Below are 18,430 nucleotides of genomic sequence, written 5' to 3'. Positions count from 1 at the left end.
CGCACCCTGAATGCGGCCCTGTACCGCCGCTGTGGGGCGCTACGGTGCGCGCTGCCGATGTGCGGCCGGAATGCGGTCGATCTGCGGCGCCACTGCGGTGGTGGCGCGGCTGTGCCGTCAAGGTGCGGCGGGAGCGCTGCGGTTCCGTCGCTGCCGGCTGCTGGGGGCAAGCCTCCTGGCGCAGCGGGGGCCGCGACTCGCGCCGTGGGGTCGAGGGGATCGGAAGCAGGCAGCCTGGGGCAGCGGTGCGACGTTGGGGGGGGGGTAAGGAGGCCGTCAAGGCCCTGACCTGCGGCAAGTGGCGTCATGATCAGCAGGTGGACAAGCACTTGTTCGTGTCGGTCCTGACAGCGGCGCCAACGAAGAGGCGGCCTCCAAGCTGGGGAACATTGTTCCCCCTGAGTTCCCCCAGCCCCTGCCCACATAAAAAAACCGCCGCTAACCCATTGGATTAGCGGCGAGTTGAACAGGGAGGCTTCACGTCTGGGAGACGCTGGGTCCGAGGACCCAACCCCGGAGGGGAGACCTCCGGGACGAAACATCGGATGCTGCGTCGCAACATCCAACGATCAAAATTTGACCATTCTGCTGCCAACTTTCCAGGCACAAATGTATAAATCTACCATGCAAGACACGCATGGCTTCAGAGGACCCTTAGAGGGCTAATAAAAATGCCGAAATCGACAGCGCCGCTCCGGATAGTCGGAGCGGCGCTGTCGATTTCGGCAATTCTCTTACGGGGCAGCTGAAATTGTTCGTGGTCAGAACGGAGTTTCTGCCACTTTTTTAACCAGGAAGTCGCGGAAGACGGCGATACGCTTGGAATGGCGCAATTCTTCGGCATAGACGAAGTAGGCGTCGACCTTCGGTCCGTCGACGTCGGGCAAAATCCGCGTCACGTCCTTGGAGAAGCTGTCGACCAGGAAGTCGGGCAGCGCGCCGATGCCAAGCCCGCTCTCCACCGCGCGGTAGATGGCATAGACGCTGTTGACCTGAAGGATCGGCTTCCGGTTGGGCGACGGGTCGCCCATCTCCATGATCCAGTTGACGTTGGGGATCGGCGCCCGCACGTCGGGCGGGTAGGTGATCAGGTCGTGGCTGTCCAGCTCCGCCAGCGTCTTGGGCGTACCCTTCTTCTTCAGGTAGCTCTGGCTGGCATAGAGGTGGAAGCGGATCGACATCAGGTGCCGCTGGATCAGGTCAGGCTGGCGCGGCGTGTTCATGCGGATGGCTATGTCCGCCTCGCGCATCGCCAGATCCAACTCGTTGTCGTCGATCAGCAGCGTCAGCTGGATGTCGGGATAGATCGACATGAACTCGTTGATGCGCGGCGTCAGCCAGGTCGAGCCGAAGGCGACGGTCGTCGTCACCCGCAGCGGGCCCTTGGGATGCTCCCGGCTTTCGGTCAGCATCGCCTCGGTCATCGACAGCTTGGCGAAGACGTCGCGGGCGGTGCGGTGAAGCAACTCGCCCTGTTCGGTCAGGATCAGCCCGCGGGCATGACGGTGAAACAGCGGAACGCCCAGGCTTTCCTCAAGCGCGCTGATCTGGCGGCTGACCGCCGACTGGCTGAGGTTCAATGTCTCACCGGCATGCGTGAAGCTGCCGGCTTCGGCCACCGCGTGGAAGACCCGAAGCTTGTCCCAATCCATCATGCTGTCCCGCCCCGGTGCGCAGCCGCCCGGAGCCTCCCGTTTATCTTGAGGACGGCGCATGGCCGCCATGCACGTTTATAGCGGGAACGCGCCCGGAACGCACGCGCTAGTGAAAGCGGCTCGCACGAAAATTAATCATGATCGCCGGAATTATTCTCATCCGAGCAGCCCCCTATCTTGACTCGCGTGGGCTTGACCCGCGCGGGTTTGAAAGTTGAGGACGGCGAAGGCCGGAAGGGAGCGTGATAAAACACTTAGTTATCTAAGGTTGTATAATTAAAGAACAGTAAACCCTTTTCGGAAAATCATGCGGCTTCGGCCGTCCCATGGGCGGTCCCTCGTCATCCGGAGCCTCCGCCATGACCGTGAAACCCCTGTCCGGCTCGTTCGTCTCGCTGTTCTCCACGACTGTCTCAGGGGCGTCCGGAAAGGCCACCGCCCGGAATGACGCAGCCAGTGCCGTGTTCAAGGAGGTGAAGGGCAAAAGCAGCCCTTCCAGCGACAAAGTCGAATTTTCCGCACAGGCGCTGGCGGTCTTGAAGAGCGGCGGTGCCACGCCCGTCCAGGCCAAGGCCGTCGTACCGGCATCCACGGCAACAGCGTCGGCAACGGCGGCTTCAGCCGCCCCCGCGAAGGCGCCAGGGGCGGGGGCGACGGCCGTCCCGTCCCCTGCGACGTCGGCCTCGCAAGCGACTGCCGCACCGTTGGACGGGACCGACACGCCGCCCCTGCTGCTGAAGACCGACGGCATCCTGCCGAGGTTCGATCCGCACCAGAATGATGAGATCATGGCCTATCACGAGAAGGTGTTCGCTCACCATCTCCAGCGCAATGACCTTCTGCGCAAGAGCTTCGGGTTGCCACAAGACATCGAGGATGGCGGTGGTCTGGCGCTGTCCGGGAACATCTCCAAGGTCATCGACCGAACCATGGCGCTCGACGGCGCCGTGCTGCCGGAAAAGCCGCCGGCCCTGCTGGCCAAGGAACAGGCCGCGGCGGCATCTCCGTCGACCATGCCGGAGGGGTCAGCCCACACCTCCATGATCACGCTGTACCTGCCGGGCTCCCAGGGGACCGGCAGCGAACAAATCGAAATCATGTTCGATGACAAGGCGATGGCCAAGCTCGCCGGCATGTCGCCCGACGCGGTCAAGGCCGGGATGATCGATATGCTGGCGGGCACGGAACAGGGAGCGGCCGGCAACGCGGCGATGAAAAGAGGGATGATGGGCAAGATGATGGAGGAGAACGCTGCCTGGCATCCCGAGTTTGCCAGCTCCAAGGCGCGCTACGGTGTCTTCGATCCCGATCAGGGGACCAATGCCCAACCCATGATGATGATCCAGTCGGAAAGCCGCCCCGACTATGTGAAGGAGCATGTCGGCGATCTGGTCGACGCGGTGATGGGCTTGCTGCGCGGTGCGGCGCCCACCGCGACCGCCCCCAGCCCTGCCGCCCCCACTGCGACTGCCGGCGCCTAAGCGTTCAGTCGGCAGCGTTCAGTCAGCCGCGTCGGTCAGCGCGGCCGCCTTGACCGTCGCGCTATGGGCATCGCCCGTGGGCTTGTCCGGGCTGCGGCGGCCGATATGGCCGCTGATCTCGTCGCCGGCATCGGCGGGCAGGCGCCAGAAGGGCAGGCTGGAGGCACAGGCCATCAGTCCCACCGTCAGGAAGGCGGGAACGAAGGAGGCCGGCGTCAGCGTGCCGCTCCACTGCACGGTCAGGTGCAGCGCGGTGGCGCCGACGGCGACGCCCAGGCTCATCGACAGCTGCTGCATCACGCTGGCCAGCGTGTTGGCGCGGCTGGTCATCGGCTGCGGCACCTCGGCATAGCTCAGCGTGTTCATGCCGGTGAATTGCAGCGAGCGGAAGAAGCCGCCCAGCAGCAGGGCGCCCAGGATCACCAGATGCGGCGTGTCGGGACGGAAGGCGCCATAGCTGGCCAGGATCACGCCGCTGACGATGGAGTTCAGCGTCAGCACCGGGCGGAAGCCGAAGCGTCGCAGGATCGGGCCGGCCAGTGCCTTCATGGTCAGCGCCCCCGCCGCCCCGGCGAAGGTCAGCGCCCCCGACTCGAAGGCGGTCAGACCGAAGCCGATCTGCAGCATCACCGGCATCAGGAAGGGCACGGCGCCGATGCCGATGCGGAACAGCGTGCCGCCCAGCACCGAGGCGCGGTAGGTTTGCAGCCGGAACAGCGACGGATCCAGCACCGGCCGCACCACCCGCCGGGCATGGCGCAGATAGGCCACCGTCGCCAGCAGCGCCACCGCCAGCAGGACCGCTACCACGGAGGCCGGCAGCAGGTCGCGCCCGACATTCTCGAAGCCGAACATGAAGGCGGCCAGCGCGATGGAACTCCACAGGAAGCCGCGGGCGTCGAAGGGGTCGCGCTGCTCCTCCTTCAGATTGGGGATCAGCGCCAGCACCAGGGCGATGCCGACCAGCCCGATCGGCACGTTGATGAAGAAGATCCAGCGCCACGAGGCATAGGTGGTGATGGCGCCGCCGACCAGCGGGCCCAGCGCCGGGCCGATCAGCGCCGGCAGGGTCATCCGCGCCATCGCCGTCACCAGCTGGTCCTTCGGCACGGTGCGCAGCAGGATCAGCCGGCCGACCGGCACCATCATCGCCCCGCCCATGCCCTGGAGGATGCGGGCGGCGACCAGCTCCACCAGTCCGTTCGACAGGCCGCAGGCGATCGACCCCGCCATGAAGACGCCGATGGCACTGGCGAAGACGGTGCGGGCGCCATAACGGTCCGCCGCCCAGCCGCTGACCGGCAGGAACACCGCCAGCGCCAGCATGTAGGAGGTCATCGCCAGACTGAGCCGCAGCGGATCCTCGCCCATCGACTGCGCGATTCCCGGCAGGGCGGTGGAGATCACCGTCGAGTCGAGGTTCTCCATGAACAGGGCGCAGGCGATGATCAGCGGGGTGATGCGCGACATGACGGACCGTCAGGCAGGGAGCGGAACCCTACGAATGTGAGGCCTTCCGCCGCATTGACCATCGCACAGGCGAAAGCCCTGCCATGCGTAAGCGCGCTTTGTCCCAGGGAAGGGCTCAACGGGGGATCAGCGCCCGGTGAACACCGGTTTGCGCTTTTCCAGGAAGGCGCGATAGCCCTCGCGGAAGTCCTCGGTGCCGAAGCAGCGGTAGCATTCGGCGATTTCCGCCCCGGTCAGCGGTGCCGGATCGGACAGGCGTCGGACATAGCGCTTGTGCAGGGTCGCGGCCAGAGGCGCGCCGGCGGCGATGCGCTGGACGGCGGCGGCGATCTCCGCCTCGAAGCCTTCGTCCGCGACGACACGATGGACGAGATTCTTGTCCTTGGCCTCCGCGGCACCGAAGACGCGGCCCTCCAGCAGGATCTCCAGCGCCGCCGGACCGCCGGCGACGTCGGCCACCAGCTTCAGCTCCGTCGGTCCCATGGAGATGCCGAGCCGGCTGACCGGCACGCCGAAACGGCTGCTCTCCGAACAGACCCTGAGGTCGCAGGCCAGCGCCACCGCCAGGCCGATGCCGCAGCAGGGGCCGTCGATGGCGGCCAGAACCGGGTGGCGCAAGGCACGCAGGCCGTCCAGCCCTTCGTCCATCAGGTCGCCGTAGCTCGATCCCTGTTCGGGGCTGTTGCGCTCGCTCTCGAACTCCGAGATGTCGGCGCCGGGGGAGAAGGTGCGGGCGCCGTTGGAACCGGGGCCGCCGCGCATCACGACGACGCGGGTTCCCTCGTCGGCTTCCAACGCGCTCAGGTGGCCGATCAGCGCGTGCCACATCGGCTTGTCGAAGGCGTTCAGCTTGTCCGGGTTGGACAGGGTCAGGGTCGCGACCGCTCCATCGCGGGTCAGGGTGATGGTGCCGGCCATGCCGCAGTCTCCATCCGTTGCCGTATGGCCGCGTACCATAGCGTGCCGCTGCCGGGACGCAAGGCGCCCGGTGCCGCGGCGCAGCAAAGAGGGAGCAGGCTGCGGAGAAAAAAGTGGGGGAAGGGTGCATTTTCCTCTTGCGGCGGAGGCCGTGTTTCCGTAGAAAGCGGCTCCCGGACGACGGGAGCGCGGGCGTAGCTCAGGGGTAGAGCACAACCTTGCCAAGGTTGGGGTCGAGGGTTCGAATCCCTTCGCCCGCTCCAGTTCTCCGGTAAAAGCGAAGACCTAAGGGCCGGGCGGCAACGCACCGGCCCTTCGCTTTTTCGGCTCCAGTTTTCCGGCCCCAGTTTTTTCCGCCTCCACAGCCCGGAAACACCGGGCATCCCGTATCGACACTGGCTGTCCGTCGCGCTAGATCCATACTCATGATCGACACTTCCCTCGCCGCCCGCGGCGTCGCGCTCGACTTGCTGCGTGACGTGCTGCGCAAGTCCGTTCCCTTCGACGACGCGTTCGACGCGCATCCCGAACTGGCGGCGTTGCAGCCGCGCGACCGCGGCTTCGTCCGCCTGCTGGTCGCCACCGTTCTGCGCCGGCTGGGCCAGATCGACGAGATGATCCAGGCCAGCCTCGTCAAGCCGGGCCTGCCCAAGGCGGCGATCCACGACATGCTGCGGCTGGGCACGGCGCAGCTGGTGTTCCTGAACACTCCCGCCCATGCCGCGGTCGACACCGCGGTGGAACTGGCCGCCGCGCGCAACGCCGCTCCCTACAAGGGGCTGATCAATGCCGTGCTGCGCCGGATCGGGCGCGAGGGGGTGGAGATGGCGGCGCGGCAGGATGCCGGACGGTTGAACACGCCGGACTGGCTGTGGCTGTCCTGGCGCTCCGCCTACGGCACCGCCCGCACCCGCGGCATCGTCGAGGCGCATCTGCACGAGGCGCCGCTGGACATCACGGTGAAGTCGGACCCCGCCGGCTGGGCGGAGCGGCTGGGCGCCACCCTGCTGCCTACCGGGTCGCTGCGCCGTCCACCCGGCGGGTCAGTGATCGAACTGCCCGGCTTCGAGGACGGGGAATGGTGGGTGCAGGACCTCGCCGCCTCGCTGCCGGCCAAGCTGTTTGGCGATCTGAGGGGCAAGCGGGTGTTCGATCTCTGCGCCGCCCCCGGTGGCAAGACGGCGCAGCTGGTGGTGCAGGGCGCACAGGTCACCGCCATCGACCGCTCGGCCCGGCGGCTGGAACGGGTGACGGAGAACCTGAAGCGCCTGCGGCTGGAGGCCGAGGTGCTGGCCGCCGACGCCGCGACCTGGGAGCCGGAGACGCCCGCCGACGCCGTGCTGCTCGACGCGCCCTGCTCGGCAACCGGGGCGATCCGGCGCCATCCCGATATCCTGCGGGTCAAGACGCCGGACGACATCGCCAAGCTGGCCCGTGCCCAGTCGCGGCTGCTCGCCCGTTCGGTCGAATTGGTGAAGCCTGGCGGCACGCTGATCTACTGCACCTGCTCCATCCAGCCGGAGGAGGGGGAGGCGCAGGTCGCCCGCCTGCTGGAACAGGATAAGCGGGTGGAGCGTTGGCCTGTGACCGCCGACGAACTCGGCGGCCTGTCTGAGCCGATCAACGAGGCGGGGGAGGTCCGCAGCCTTCCGGGCATGCTGGGCGATCTCGGCGGGATCGACGGCTTCTTCGTGGCGCGCCTGCGCCGGCGCCCGGACTGAGGCCATATCCGGTCCAGACCGGCCGGTTCGCGCTGCGGGATAAATCCCAGCCCCGTCTTGCGGTGCGGACGGCGAATTGATACGACACGAGCCATGCTTCCGTTCGCGCTCTCCCGCACCGCAACATCATCCTCCGCCGGCCGTCGACGCCGCTCGCGGTCTTGAAGGAGTCGGCGCAGATGGGCGACAGGAACGGACGGTTTCGCAGCGGCATGGCGCGCCTTGCCTATGGGAATCCCCTCTACGCCCTGATGCTGGGCGGCAAGGCGCCGGGGGCACTGGCGGTGATCCCGCCCGATCCCTGGCCGGGCGACACCGACAACGGCAACGCCATGCTGGCCGGCCGCATGAGCTTCGCCGGGCAGCCGATCATGGTCGATCCCAACGGCGCGCCCAACTGGCGGCCCCAGGGCGCCAGCCACGGCTGGCTGCGCGCCGCCCATGGCTTCGAATGGCTGCGCGACCTGCGGGCGGTCGGCGGCGACACCGCGCGGCGCCGGGCGCGGGTGCTGGTGTGGTCGTGGCTGGACCAGAATGGCGGCTGGCATTCCCAGAGCTGGGCGCCCGACGTGCTGGGCGTGCGGCTGGCCAGCTGGATCGGTTTGCACGACTTCTACTGCGCGTCGGCTGACGACGAGTTCCGCGCCCGCGTGTTTGAGAGCATGGCCCGCCAGCTTCGCCACCTGCTGCGGGTGGCGCCGGCCAAGCTGGACGGCGAGCGGCTGATCGGCGCGATCAAGGGCCTGCTCTATGGCGGCTACTGCCTGCCCGACCAGGACAAGGCGGCAAGAGAAGCCCTGCGCCTGCTCGACAAGGAACTGCCGCGCCAGATCCTGCCCGACGGCGGCCATGTCGAGCGCAACCCGTCGATCCAGATGCGGGTGCTGCGCGACCTGATCGACATGCGTGCCGTTCTGCGCGTCGCGAAGGAGGAGGTGCCGGAAACCCTCCAGCACGCCATCGACCGCATGACGCCGGCCTTGCGCTTCTTCCGCCATGTCGATGGCGGGCTTGCCCTGTTCAACGGCGGGCGGGAGGAGGAGCCGGCGCTGATCGACACGGTGCTGGCCCAGGCCGACGCCCGCGGCCGTCCGCTGAAGAGCGCGCCGCACACCGGCTTCGAGCGTCTGCTCGCCGGGCGCACCCTGGTGCTGCTCGACACCGGGGCGCCGCCGCCGGAGGGGCTGGACCGCACCGCCCATGCCGGCACCCTGTCGATGGAGGTCTCCGTCAACAAGGAGCGGCTGATCGTCAATTGCGGCAGCCACCCGTCCCAGCGTGGCCCCTGGCGTGCGGCGCTGGCCGGTTCGGCCGCCCATTCGACCATGGTGGTGGCCGACACCAATTCATCGGAAGTGCTGGAGAAGGGCGGGCTCGGCCGCCGGCCGACCAATGTCAGCTGCGAGCGGCAGGAATCCGACGGCGCCATGCTGGTGGTCGCCAGCCACAACGGCTACAGCAAGGGCTTCGGCCTGTTGCACCGCCGCCGCGTCTATCTGGCCGACAATGGTGAGGATCTGCGCGGCGAGGACACGCTGGAACCGGTGATCGGCGCCACACCGCAGCCGCAGCCCTACGCCATCCGCTTCCACCTGCATCCCAACGTCCAGGTCGTTCCCGTCGCACAGGGCAATGGCGGCAACGATCAGGTGCTTCTGCGTCTGCCCAGCGGCAATGCTTGGCGCATGCGGGTGACCGGCGCCGTGCTGGAGGTGGCGGAGAGCGTCTATCTCGGCAGCGGCGAGGAACCGCGCCGCACCCGGCAGATCATGATGCAGGGACAATGCGGACCCGAGGGTCTGACGGTGAAATGGGCCTTGCGCCGCGAGCGCAAGGCGGCGTAAATCGCGCCCATCCGCGGTGGCCGGGCCGATTTCCTTTGGGAGAGGGCATGGAAACACGGATGAACACGGGATTTGGGGCACGGACGACCACGGGACTCGTCTCGCCGTGCTTATCCATGTCCGTCCGGGCCGGCAGTGTGCAGACGGGCGGGCGGACGCGGATAAGCACAGCTGAGCGGTATTTCCGTGGCCGTCCGTGCTTTTCTTCTTCCGTGCTTGTCCGGGTCTCCCCGGTTGCCTGCGGCCTCGACCCAACACCCGCAGCGATCAGGATGACGCCATGAGCCCGCCCAAAGCCAACCATGCCCCCGCTCCCGACAAGGTCCGCATCGCCCGCGCCCTGATTTCCGTGTCCGACAAGGCCGGTCTGGTGGAACTGGGCAAGGCGCTCGCCGCCCGCGGCGTCGAGATCCTGTCGACCGGCGGTTCGGCCCAGCGTCTGGCCGAGGCCGGCGTGCCGGTCAAGGAGGTCTCCGACCACACCGGCTTTCCGGAGATCATGGACGGCCGTGTCAAGACGCTGCACCCGCGTGTCCATGGCGGCATCCTGGCCCGCCGCGACATCCATGCCGACGCGATGGCGCAGCACGACATCCCCGGCATCGATCTGGTGGTGGTGAACCTCTACCCGTTCGAGGCGACGGTCGCCAAGGGTGCCGCCTATGACGACTGCGTTGAGAACATCGACATCGGCGGGCCGGCGATGATCCGCGCCGCCGCCAAGAACCACGACTTCGTCGCCATCGTCACCGAGCCGTCCGACTACGAGGCGGTGATGGACGAGCTGGCGACCCATGACGGCTGCGTCACGCTGGCCCTGCGCCGCCGGCTCGCCCAGCGCGCCTATGCCCGCACCGCCGCTTATGACGCCGCCATCTCCACCTGGCTGGCCGGCCAGCTGGGCGAGACCTTCCCGCCGCGCACCACCCTGTCGGGCTCGCTGGTCCAGACCCTGCGCTATGGCGAGAACCCGCACCAGCAGGCGGCCTTCTACGTTACCGGCGAAAAGCGGCCGGGTGTCGCCACCGCCGTGCAGCTTCAGGGCAAGGAGCTGTCCTACAACAACCTGAACGACACCGACGCCGCCTTCGAGCTGGTGGCCGAGTTCGAGCAGCCGGCCGTCGCCATCATCAAGCACGCCAACCCATGCGGCGTCGCCCAGGGGGCCAACCTGCTGGAGGCCTACAAGTCGGCCCTGCTGTGCGACCCGGTCAGCGCCTTCGGCGGCATCATCGCCGTCAACCGCAGCCTGGACGCCGAGACGGCCGAGGAGATCTCCAAGCTGTTCGCCGAGGTGGTCATCGCCCCGGACGCCGACGAGGCCGCCCGCGCGCTGCTCGCCACCAAGAAGAACCTGCGCGTCCTGCTGACCAAGGACGTGCCGAACCCGGCCGAGCCCGGCATGATGATCAAGCAGCTGTCGGGCGGCTTCCTGCTGCAGAACCGCGACAGCGGCCGCGTCAATCCGGCCGAACTGAAGGTCGTCACCAAGCGCGCGCCGACCGAACAGGAACTGGCCGACCTGCTGTTCGCCTTCCGCGTCGCCAAGCACGTCAAGTCGAACGCCATCGTCTATGCCAAGAACGGCGCCACCGTCGGTGTCGGCGCCGGTCAGATGAGCCGCGTCGACTCTGCCCGCATTGCCGCCATCAAGTCGGCTGAAGCCGCCAAGGCCGCCGGTCTGCCGGAGGCGCTGACCAAGGGTTCGGTCGTTGCGTCGGATGCCTTCTTCCCCTTCGCCGACGGCCTGCTGGCCGCTGCCGAGGCGGGGGTGACGGCGGTGATCCAGCCCGGCGGTTCGATCCGCGACGCCGACGTGATCGCCGCCGCGGACGAGAAGGGTCTGGCGATGGTGCTGACCGGAATGCGGCACTTCCGGCATTGATGATGTAAAAAAGCCCTCTCCCGTTTCGGGAGAGGGCTTTGTCTCACGCCTCCGCCAGCAGGTCGTCGGAGTCCTCGACCCGCTTCAGCATCGACTGGCGCAGTTTCAGCAGGGCGCGATGCTCAAGCTGGCGCACGCGTTCCTTGCTGACGCCCAACTCACGGCCGAGTTCTTCCAGCGTGGCGCCTTCCTCGCGCAGGCGGCGTTCGCGGATGATGGTGCGTTCGCGCGGGCTCAGTTCGCCCAGCGCTTCGGCCAGCCATTGTGAGCGGGTGTTGGCGTCGCGCATGCCGATCACCACGTCCTCGGGCGAGGGGCGCTGGTCGGCCAGGAAATCCTGCCAGTCGTCGTCGGAACCGTCGGCCACCGGTGTGTTCAGCGACTGGTCGGCGCCGGACAGGCGCATCTCCATCGCCTCGACCTCGGACACCTCGACCTTGAGTTCGCCGGCGATCCACTCGCGGCCTTCCCTGGTCAGCGGAGCGCCGCTGCCGTTCTGGGTGGCGCTGTCGATCTTGGCGCGCAGGCGGCGCAGGTTGAAGAACAGGGATTTCTGCGCGGCGGTGGTGCCGGTCCGCACGATCGACCAGTTGCGCAGGATGTAGTCCTGCATGGCCGAGCGGATCCACCAGGCGGCATAGGTGGAGAAGCGCACCTCGCGGTCGGGTTCGAAGCGGCTGGCCGCCTGCATCAGGCCGACATTGCCCTCCTGGACGAGATCGCCCATCGGCAGGCCGTAATTGCGGAAGCGCGACGCGGTGGCCACCACCAGACGAGTATAGGCCCGGACCAGCTGATGCAGGGCGCGTTCGTCGTTGCCCTCGCGCCATTTGCGGGCGAGGTCGAATTCATGGTCGCGCGACAGCAGCGGTTCGCGCATGGATGCCTTGATGAAGCTCAGATTTGCACGCTGAGTCTCCGGATCGTCGATGTATGCCATCCGTCCCTTCCTTCCCGTCTGGGCGGCATCGTGTTCCTTCGCATATCCCCGTACTATCGGGTCTTCGCCGCTTTGCCGCCTGCCCCCGGTCGATGCCGTCGGGTTAAACAACAAACATGGGCGCGCCCTGTTACGGAATCATACGCAGGTGTAGGGGGGCCGGATCACAAGGGGCGGAGGAATTTTGCCGGCGGCCTGTTCGAAGGCTGCCGGACAGTTGTCGGACGGGTAGCTGCCACGATTTGCGGGGGAAGGGATGTAGCAAGCTGGACCTAAGGATGGGTCACGCTTGGAAAAGGTCCAGCATCTCGCCGAAAGAATCGAAACAGGCGCAGACGAGGTAGCCGCCGCGGCCGCAGCCGCCATCCAGCGTCACCGTCACCGGCCCGCCATCGACGCCGGGGCTTTCCGGTGTCCAGTTCGGGTCGTAGCCGCGCACCAGACGGTTGAAGCCGCCATAGGGCTGCTCCAGCCGGGCGAAACCGGTACTGCCCCACCAGAAGGCGTCGCCCTGGCCGGTCAGCGGGCGGCGGGGATCGATGCCGGAATTGACCAGCAGCAGGCTCCCGCCGCCCCGGCTGCTGCCGGTCCAGCCATTTCCGTCCCCAGTTTCACTCCGTGGAGCCGGTCCGCCAGTGTAGGCGGCGCGGCGCAGCGCGTTGAACAGCTGCTCGTGTCCGGGCTTCGCGGCCACCGCCTGCCGCAGCTCGCGCGTCCAGCGGCCCAGCATCACCGCGCCGCCGCGCGCCGCCGCCATCCCGGAATCCAGGTTGCCGCCATAGGCGGCCAGCGTCGGCGCCACACCCTGGCGCAGCATCCAGTCCAGCACGGTTCGGGGATCGGGGGCGAAGTGGAGTTGCAGCAACTTCTGCCACATCTCCTCCTGCTGGCCGCGCAGATAGACGATGTCGGATGCGATCATGCCAGGCATCGCCAGCAGGGCGATGCGGAAGGACAGCAGCCGGTCGACGGTCTCCACCACCTGTTCGCCGACGCCGATCATGTTGCCGAGATAGACCAGCCGGTCGCCGGGGCGGAAACGCTGGCCGATGGCGCGGTGAATCAGGTCCAGCCGGTCCGGCTGCGCATGGATGGCGCCGACGGCCCAGACACGGCGCGGCCGGCCCAGCGAGGCGAAGCGGCTGTCGTCCTCAAGAGCGCCGACAACGGCACCGGCAACGGATCCGGCATGTCGGTCGGTCTGGCGATGAGAGAGACCAAGGCGCGGCGGCAGACCCAAACTCGATCCCCTTCGGCGTCGTTCGCGAAGTCGTTCCGGGGCTGTCCGCCGGAAGGCGGCCGGAGTTTAGGCGTGTCATGCCGCGGAAACAAAGGCGAAAAACGAGACGGGCGCGCGGCGTGACGTAGCAGCCGCGCGCCCGTTCGTGTCACGGACGTATAGGAGGGACCAGATCAGGCGGCTTTGGACAGCACCGACTCCAGACGCTCCGTCGCCTTGATCTCGTCGATCTTCTCGACGGCGGCCAGTTCGCGGGCCAGACGCTCCAGGGCGGCCTGATAGATCTGGCGCTCGCTATAGGACTGGTCGGACTGGTCGGCACCGCGATATAGGTCGCGCACCACCTCGGCGATCGACACCGGGTCGCCGGAGTTGATCTTGGCCTCATACTCCTGGGCGCGGCGGCTCCACATCGTGCGGCGGACGCGCGACCGACCCTGCAGGGTCTCCAGCGCAACCTTGATGCGGTCCTTGGAGGACAGGCGGCGCAGGCCGGCATTGCGGGCCTTGGTGACCGGAACCTTGAGCGTCATGCGCTCTTTCTCGAACGTGATCGCGTAGAGTTGAACCTCGAGTCCGGCAATGCTGTGGGTCTCGATCCCCTCGACCCGACCGACGCCATGAGCCGGATAAACGACGAAGTCACCGGCTTCGAAGTCAAGCTTGTTCGACATGTGGATTGGCTCTCACTTCTCGCGATCACGCCATTTTGCCGCCCCGGTGGAAGGGACGAAAAAGGACCCCGGACAGTTATGGCGCCGTGGGGATGGGACCCATCCACGACGATCACAAAAGCCACGAGTCCTGGAGCGAAGGGAAAACCGGCAATGGCGCGAAGGCCGGCTCCGGGCGCGCATTATAGCGATGTTACGCCCGAGTTACAAAGGGAACGCGCAATCTACCGGGCGGAAATCGTCCATCGCCCGGCCATGGCCGCCCCGTCGATTTTGCATAGCAACATCGGGGAGTGCAATCGGTTGATGCGGCCCGACTCGAAAAATCCTACTCGGATCGAAAGCCGGGCCGCATTCTCTGGTCTCAGCCCGCCTTGGGCGAGAAGAACTTCTCGAACTTGCCGTCGACGCCCTTGAACTCGTCGGCGTCGGCCGGTGCGTCCTTCTTGCGGGTGATGTTCGGCCACTGGCCGGAATAGTCGCGGTTCAGCTCCAGCCACTTGGTCGCGCGGTCGTCGGTATCGGGGACGATCGCCTCGGCCGGGCATTCCGGCTCGCACACGCCGCAGTCGATGCACTCGTCCGGGTGGATGACCAGCATGTTCTCACCCTCGTAGAAGCAATCCACGGGGCAGACTTCGACGCAGTCGGTGTACTTGCACTTGATGCAGCCGTCAGTGACGACGTAGGGCATGATCTCTTCTCCGCTGTTCCGGCCGGCGGTGCCGGCCGCGCGTCCTTGGTTCCGCTATCACCCATCGGGGCCGATCGGAGCCGTTTCCCAAGAGTTGGGCACGCGCATGGCACCGGGCCGGATGGCCAACCCGCGCCTGCCTAGCACGCCGCCGACGAGCCGTTCAACCCTGTGCGTGATGTGGGCGTCCCTGTCGCACCCGCAGCGGCGGCTTTCAGGGGGATGCCTGAACAGGAGTCTTCGGAAAACGCCTTCAGGAAGGCGCGCTGGCTGGCGGTCTCGATGGCGTCGGCGCGGCGGACGAACTGGGTCGGCATGCGGGCCAGCGCATCGGGCAGCGGGCGGGCGACCAGCAGCTCGCGCCAGGGATCGCGCTCCACGACCGAACGCGGCATGACCGTCACCCCCATGCCGGCGCCGACGCAGCCCAGGATGGCGTCCAGCGCCCCGAACTCCATGACGCGGAAGGGTACGCGCCCGGCCTCGCGCATCGCCATCTCCGCCCGGCCGCGATAGGCGCAGGCCCGGCCGAAGGCGATCAGGGTGCGGCGCGCGGACTCGGTGGTCAGCCCGGCGGCCGGTTCGGCCAGCACCAGCTCCTCGTCGAAGATGCGCCGGGCGATCAGGTCGGGATGCACCACCTCGCCGCCGACGAAGGCGCCGTCCAGCCGTCCGGCCAGCACGTCCGCCAGCAGGGTCTCGGTCGGGCCGGGGGTGATGGTCAGCTCCACGTCGGGATGGGCGCGGTGGAAGCGGGCCAGAACCGGCGGCAGCCGCACCGCGGCGGTCGATTCCATGCTGCCCACCGCCAGCCGGCCGCCGCGCCCGGCGGCTTCCGCCACCGCGTCGCGGGCCTGGGCGACCAGACGCAGCACCCGGTCGGCATAGCCGCTGAGCACCCGGCCGGCCGGCGTCGGCTCCATCCCGCGGCTGAGGCGCAGGAACAGGTCGACGCCCAGATCCTCCTCCAGCCGCTTGATCCGCGCGGTGACGTTGGACTGCACGCAGTTCAACGCCTCCGCCGCCCGGCTGACGCTGCCGGTGTCGGCCACCGCCTTGACCACCCGCAATCCGGCCAGATCCATCGCGCTGTCTCCTCCACCTGTTCAAGGCCCCGTTTATTGCAAGGCACCCATCACTGAAAGTGGAGCTTATCATCAGAACAATTCATTGGAAATGAGGGTGGAGCCGCGGCCATGATGGAAGCCGAATCAGTCGGCCTGCCGAACAGTTCCCGTTTCAACGAGCCGGCCGAAAAACCGAGAGGGCGTGGATCATGTTGCGGGTGCTGGTCGGCGGCCTGATCGGGCTCGCCATCGCGATGGGGGTTGCGCGCTTCGCCTTCACCCCGATCCTGCCGGCGATGCAGGAGGCCACCGGGCTGCGCGCCGATGGGGCGGGTCTGCTCGCCTCGCTGAATTACCTCGGCTATTTCGTCGGCGCGCTCGGCGCCGGTCTGGTGCCGCACGGGTCCACGCGAACCGCCATGTACCGGCTGTCGTTGCTGGTCAGCGTCGGCACCACCGCGGCGATGGGCCTCGACCTCGGCGATGCCGGGCAGGCGATGCCGGTCTGGCTGGTCCTGCGCTTCCTGTCGGGGGTGTCGAGCGCCGGCATTTTCATCCTGGGCATCGCCATCGTGCTGGACACGCTGGCGCGTCAGGGCGGGGAACGCTTCGCCGGCTGGCTCTACACCGGGGTCGGGCTGGGCATCGCCTCGTCGGGGCTGTTCGTGGCGCTGTTCGGCGGGCGGCTGGGCTGGGCGGGCGACTGGCTGGCGCTGGGGGCGATCTGTGCCGTGCTGGGACTGCTGCCCGGCCTCTGGGTGTGTGATCCGGCGCCGCAACCGCGGTCCGCCGAGGCCGGGACGGCGGGAGATGCCGGTGCGGCACGGCGGGGAGGGCTGTCGGCACCGCTGCTGTTGCTGACGCTCGCCTATTTCCTGGAGGGCGGTGGCTATATCGTCTCGGCCACCTTCATGGTCTCGATTCTGAAGACGGATCCCGGAACCGCCGCGGTGGGCGAGGCCGCCTGGATGGTCGTCGGCATCGGGGCGACGGGCGCCGGAGTGTTCTGGGCCGCGGTCGCCCGGCGGTCGAACAGTTGGTTGTCGCTGATCCTGGCGCACCTGACGCAGACGGTGGCGATCCTGCTGCCGATGACTGGTTCGCCCACCGCGTCGGTCGTCTCCGCCCTGCTGTTCGGTGGCACCTTCGTCGGCATCGTGTCGCAGGCCTTCGCGCTGGGGCGGCAGCTGTCGGCCGGCGCCTCGGCCCGGGTGGTCGGGGCGCTGACCGCCGCCTATGGGCTGGGGCAGATCATCGGGCCGCTGCCGGCCGGGCTGGTGGTGACCCGCACCGGCAGCTTCAACGCAGCATTGCTGGGGGCCGCCGCCGCGGTGATGCTGGGCACGCTGCTGCTGGCGCTGGGCATGGTGATCGCCGGACGGCGGTCCTCGGCCGGGCCTGCCTTCGTCTCGCCTGAAACGTCATAAGACAAACCTGTTGAAGGTCGCCTACGAACTCTGACGGCCGAACGCGCTGAGGCGTGATGGTGAAAAAAGAGGGGGGCGCCGATATGGAGCCCCCCTTTTTTACTGTCCTCAGTGCGCCGCGCTGCGCTTGCGCCGGGCCAGCAGGTTCAGCGCCTCCACCAGGGTGGAGAAGGCGATGGCGAAGTACAGGTAGCCCTTGGGGATGTGGAAGCCGAAGCCGTCCGCCACCAGCGCCACACCGACCAGCAGCAGGAAGGACAGCGCCAGCATCTTCACCGTGACGTGACGGTTGACGAAATCGCCGACCGGGCCGGAGGCGAACAGCATCACCGCCATGGCGATGACGACGGCGGCGACCATCACCGGCAGATGGTCGGACATGCCGACGGCGGTGATGACGCTGTCCAGCGAGAAGACGATGTCCAGGAACATGATCTGGACGACGACCGAGGTGAAGGTGGCGTGCTTGGGCGCCGATCCGCCCTCCTCATGGCCTTCGACGGTGTGGTGGATCTCCAGCGTGCCCTTGGCCAGCAGGAACAGGCCGCCCAGGATCAGGATCAGGTCGCGGCCCGACACCTCCCAGCCGGCGACGGTGAACAGCGGCTGGGTCAGCTGCGCCACCCAGGCGATGGAGGCCAGCAGGGCCAGGCGGGTCAGCAGAGCCAGCGCCAGGCCGACGCGGCGCGCGCTGTGCTGCCGTTCGGGCGGCAGCTTCGACGCCATGATCGAGATGAAGATGATGTTGTCGATGCCCAGCACGATCTCCAACGCGGTCAACGTCAGAAGGCTGGCCCAGACATTCGGGTCGGCGAGCAGGTCGAGCATGAAGGGGCGGGGCTCCGGCGGTCAAAAGGGGGCGGCGGTCAAATGGGTACAGTCGACAGGCTGCACGCCGGCACCGCAGGGCACCAGCGTGACCGCGACCAGATGAGGTCGATCGCAGCCCGCTGCAAGAGGGGCAAGTTCCATTTTTCCGCCATTCCTCCCCCAGTCTTACCGCCGGCTTGCCGCCGATCCGGGGGTGATGCGTTTCACCTCCAGGAGGATGCGGTCCGCTGTCCGCCCGATGTCGCGGGAAGGTGGCCGAAGGGGGCCGGCTCCTCTTCGTGCCGGTCGACGGTCCGTCGCGTGGCTGTCCTGTCGCTCCAGGCGCGTCGGCGGATCGCCATCTGGAGCCGGCAGTCCTGGGAGCAATAGAAGGGTGCCGGACCGCGGGGAGACGTGCGGACGAAGGGCCTGCCGCAGCAGGCGCAGTAAAGCGTGGTCATGGTCGTTTCCTCCGGAACGGGCGGCCGTTCGCCGGCCTTGTCCAAAGCCTTTCGGCTCTGTTGATGCTGTTGGGTGAATTGTGTCGGCTGACCCCAGGCATCGCCAGCGATCAAAAGACATAATCCCCACTGACCCCAAGTAT

15 protein-coding genes and 1 tRNA gene are annotated in these 18,430 nt (G+C 67.6%); 6 read left to right on the top strand and 10 right to left on the bottom strand.

What is annotated here, in order from left to right; all coding sequences use genetic code 11:
• Positions 1 to 761 precede the first annotated feature (761 nt).
• On the bottom strand, positions 762 to 1,652 hold the full coding sequence (locus tag J2848_RS08675; RefSeq protein ID WP_149229399.1) for a LysR family transcriptional regulator: 891 nt from the start codon (positions 1,650 to 1,652) through the stop codon (positions 762 to 764).
• Positions 1,653 to 2,020: 368 nt separating this feature from the next.
• On the opposite strand from J2848_RS08675, the gene J2848_RS08670 reads away from it, so the two are divergent.
• Positions 2,021 to 3,136 (top strand): hypothetical protein, encoded by a 1,116-nt coding sequence (locus tag J2848_RS08670; RefSeq protein ID WP_149229400.1) that lies wholly within the window; start codon positions 2,021 to 2,023, stop codon positions 3,134 to 3,136.
• Positions 3,137 to 3,154: 18 nt separating this feature from the next.
• On the opposite strand, the gene J2848_RS08665 is transcribed toward J2848_RS08670, so the two are convergent.
• The gene (locus J2848_RS08665; protein WP_149229401.1) at positions 3,155 to 4,606 is read right to left on the bottom strand and encodes a DHA2 family efflux MFS transporter permease subunit; all 1,452 of its coding nucleotides are present in this window, start codon (positions 4,604 to 4,606) and stop codon (positions 3,155 to 3,157) included.
• Between the two features lie 126 nt (positions 4,607 to 4,732).
• Positions 4,733 to 5,524, bottom strand: a complete 792-nt coding sequence (locus J2848_RS08660) for an enoyl-CoA hydratase/isomerase family protein (protein ID WP_149229402.1) — start codon at positions 5,522 to 5,524, stop codon at positions 4,733 to 4,735.
• 188 nt (positions 5,525 to 5,712) lie between these two features.
• Here J2848_RS08660 and J2848_RS08655 point away from each other — a divergent pair.
• The 4 genes from J2848_RS08655 (at position 5,713) to purH (ending at position 10,974) form a co-directional block, all read left to right on the top strand.
• A tRNA-Gly gene (locus tag J2848_RS08655) sits at positions 5,713 to 5,787 on the top strand.
• 162 nt (positions 5,788 to 5,949) lie between these two features.
• Positions 5,950 to 7,245 carry an RsmB/NOP family class I SAM-dependent RNA methyltransferase gene (locus J2848_RS08650; protein WP_149229403.1) on the top strand — a complete coding sequence of 432 codons (1,296 nt, stop codon included), beginning with the start codon at positions 5,950 to 5,952 and terminating at the stop codon, positions 7,243 to 7,245.
• Between the two features lie 179 nt (positions 7,246 to 7,424).
• On the top strand, positions 7,425 to 9,089 hold the full coding sequence (locus tag J2848_RS08645) for a heparinase II/III family protein (RefSeq protein ID WP_149229404.1): 1,665 nt from the start codon (positions 7,425 to 7,427) through the stop codon (positions 9,087 to 9,089).
• 280 nt (positions 9,090 to 9,369) lie between these two features.
• Positions 9,370 to 10,974, top strand: a complete 1,605-nt coding sequence (purH, locus tag J2848_RS08640; protein ID WP_149229405.1) for a bifunctional phosphoribosylaminoimidazolecarboxamide formyltransferase/IMP cyclohydrolase — start codon at positions 9,370 to 9,372, stop codon at positions 10,972 to 10,974.
• Positions 10,975 to 11,017: 43 nt separating this feature from the next.
• On the opposite strand, the gene J2848_RS08635 is transcribed toward purH, so the two are convergent.
• The 5 genes from J2848_RS08635 to J2848_RS08615 all read right to left on the bottom strand — a co-directional run bounded on the left by J2848_RS08635 (position 11,018) and on the right by J2848_RS08615 (position 15,607).
• Complete coding sequence (locus J2848_RS08635; RefSeq protein ID WP_063635433.1) at positions 11,018 to 11,914, bottom strand: RNA polymerase factor sigma-32; 897 nt, start codon at positions 11,912 to 11,914, stop codon at positions 11,018 to 11,020.
• 283 nt (positions 11,915 to 12,197) lie between these two features.
• Positions 12,198 to 13,154: a hypothetical protein gene (locus J2848_RS08630; RefSeq protein WP_149229406.1), complete on the bottom strand. Its 957-nt coding sequence runs from the start codon at positions 13,152 to 13,154 to the stop codon at positions 12,198 to 12,200.
• A gap of 173 nt (positions 13,155 to 13,327) precedes the next feature.
• Positions 13,328 to 13,828: a CarD family transcriptional regulator gene (locus J2848_RS08625; RefSeq protein ID WP_109048121.1), complete on the bottom strand. Its 501-nt coding sequence runs from the start codon at positions 13,826 to 13,828 to the stop codon at positions 13,328 to 13,330.
• Positions 13,829 to 14,192: 364 nt separating this feature from the next.
• The gene (gene fdxA, locus J2848_RS08620; RefSeq protein WP_063635431.1) at positions 14,193 to 14,522 is read right to left on the bottom strand and encodes a ferredoxin FdxA; all 330 of its coding nucleotides are present in this window, start codon (positions 14,520 to 14,522) and stop codon (positions 14,193 to 14,195) included.
• 140 nt (positions 14,523 to 14,662) lie between these two features.
• On the bottom strand, positions 14,663 to 15,607 hold the full coding sequence (locus J2848_RS08615; RefSeq protein ID WP_149229407.1) for a LysR family transcriptional regulator: 945 nt from the start codon (positions 15,605 to 15,607) through the stop codon (positions 14,663 to 14,665).
• 191 nt (positions 15,608 to 15,798) lie between these two features.
• On the opposite strand from J2848_RS08615, the gene J2848_RS08610 reads away from it, so the two are divergent.
• Positions 15,799 to 17,016, top strand: a complete 1,218-nt coding sequence (locus J2848_RS08610; RefSeq protein WP_149229408.1) for a YbfB/YjiJ family MFS transporter — start codon at positions 15,799 to 15,801, stop codon at positions 17,014 to 17,016.
• Positions 17,017 to 17,124: 108 nt separating this feature from the next.
• Here J2848_RS08610 and J2848_RS08605 read toward each other — a convergent pair whose 3' ends face one another.
• Positions 17,125 to 17,844, bottom strand: a complete 720-nt coding sequence (locus J2848_RS08605) for a TerC family protein (RefSeq protein ID WP_149229409.1) — start codon at positions 17,842 to 17,844, stop codon at positions 17,125 to 17,127.
• A 206-nt stretch (positions 17,845 to 18,050) separates the two neighbouring features.
• Complete coding sequence (locus J2848_RS08600) at positions 18,051 to 18,287, bottom strand: hypothetical protein (RefSeq protein WP_149229410.1); 237 nt, start codon at positions 18,285 to 18,287, stop codon at positions 18,051 to 18,053.
• Positions 18,288 to 18,430: the final 143 nt, after the last annotated feature.

Source organism: Azospirillum lipoferum (assembly GCF_024170005.1).
Taxonomy (GTDB): domain Bacteria; phylum Pseudomonadota; class Alphaproteobacteria; order Azospirillales; family Azospirillaceae; genus Azospirillum; species Azospirillum lipoferum.
Note: the sequence above shows the minus strand (reverse complement) of the source record. Positions and strands in the feature narration are given on the sequence as shown.

Excerpts from the sequence above, each read along its gene's own strand:
- J2848_RS08675 (WP_149229399.1), bottom strand. The coding sequence starts at position 1,652 with ATGGATTGGGACAAGCTTCGGGTCTTCCACGCGGTGGCCGAAGCCGGC.
- J2848_RS08665 (WP_149229401.1), bottom strand. The coding sequence starts at position 4,606 with ATGTCGCGCATCACCCCGCTGATCATCGCCTGCGCCCTGTTCATGGAG.
- J2848_RS08660 (WP_149229402.1), bottom strand. The coding sequence starts at position 5,524 with ATGGCCGGCACCATCACCCTGACCCGCGATGGAGCGGTCGCGACCCTG.
- J2848_RS08650 (WP_149229403.1), top strand. The coding sequence starts at position 5,950 with ATGATCGACACTTCCCTCGCCGCCCGCGGCGTCGCGCTCGACTTGCTG.
- J2848_RS08645 (WP_149229404.1), top strand. The coding sequence starts at position 7,425 with ATGGGCGACAGGAACGGACGGTTTCGCAGCGGCATGGCGCGCCTTGCC.
- purH (WP_149229405.1), top strand. The coding sequence starts at position 9,370 with ATGAGCCCGCCCAAAGCCAACCATGCCCCCGCTCCCGACAAGGTCCGC.
- J2848_RS08635 (WP_063635433.1), bottom strand. The coding sequence starts at position 11,914 with ATGGCATACATCGACGATCCGGAGACTCAGCGTGCAAATCTGAGCTTC.
- J2848_RS08625 (WP_109048121.1), bottom strand. The coding sequence starts at position 13,828 with ATGTCGAACAAGCTTGACTTCGAAGCCGGTGACTTCGTCGTTTATCCG.
- fdxA (WP_063635431.1), bottom strand. The coding sequence starts at position 14,522 with ATGCCCTACGTCGTCACTGACGGCTGCATCAAGTGCAAGTACACCGAC.
- J2848_RS08615 (WP_149229407.1), bottom strand. The coding sequence starts at position 15,607 with ATGGATCTGGCCGGATTGCGGGTGGTCAAGGCGGTGGCCGACACCGGC.
- J2848_RS08610 (WP_149229408.1), top strand. The coding sequence starts at position 15,799 with ATGTTGCGGGTGCTGGTCGGCGGCCTGATCGGGCTCGCCATCGCGATG.
- J2848_RS08605 (WP_149229409.1), bottom strand. The coding sequence starts at position 17,844 with ATGCTCGACCTGCTCGCCGACCCGAATGTCTGGGCCAGCCTTCTGACG.
- J2848_RS08600 (WP_149229410.1), bottom strand. The coding sequence starts at position 18,287 with ATGACCACGCTTTACTGCGCCTGCTGCGGCAGGCCCTTCGTCCGCACG.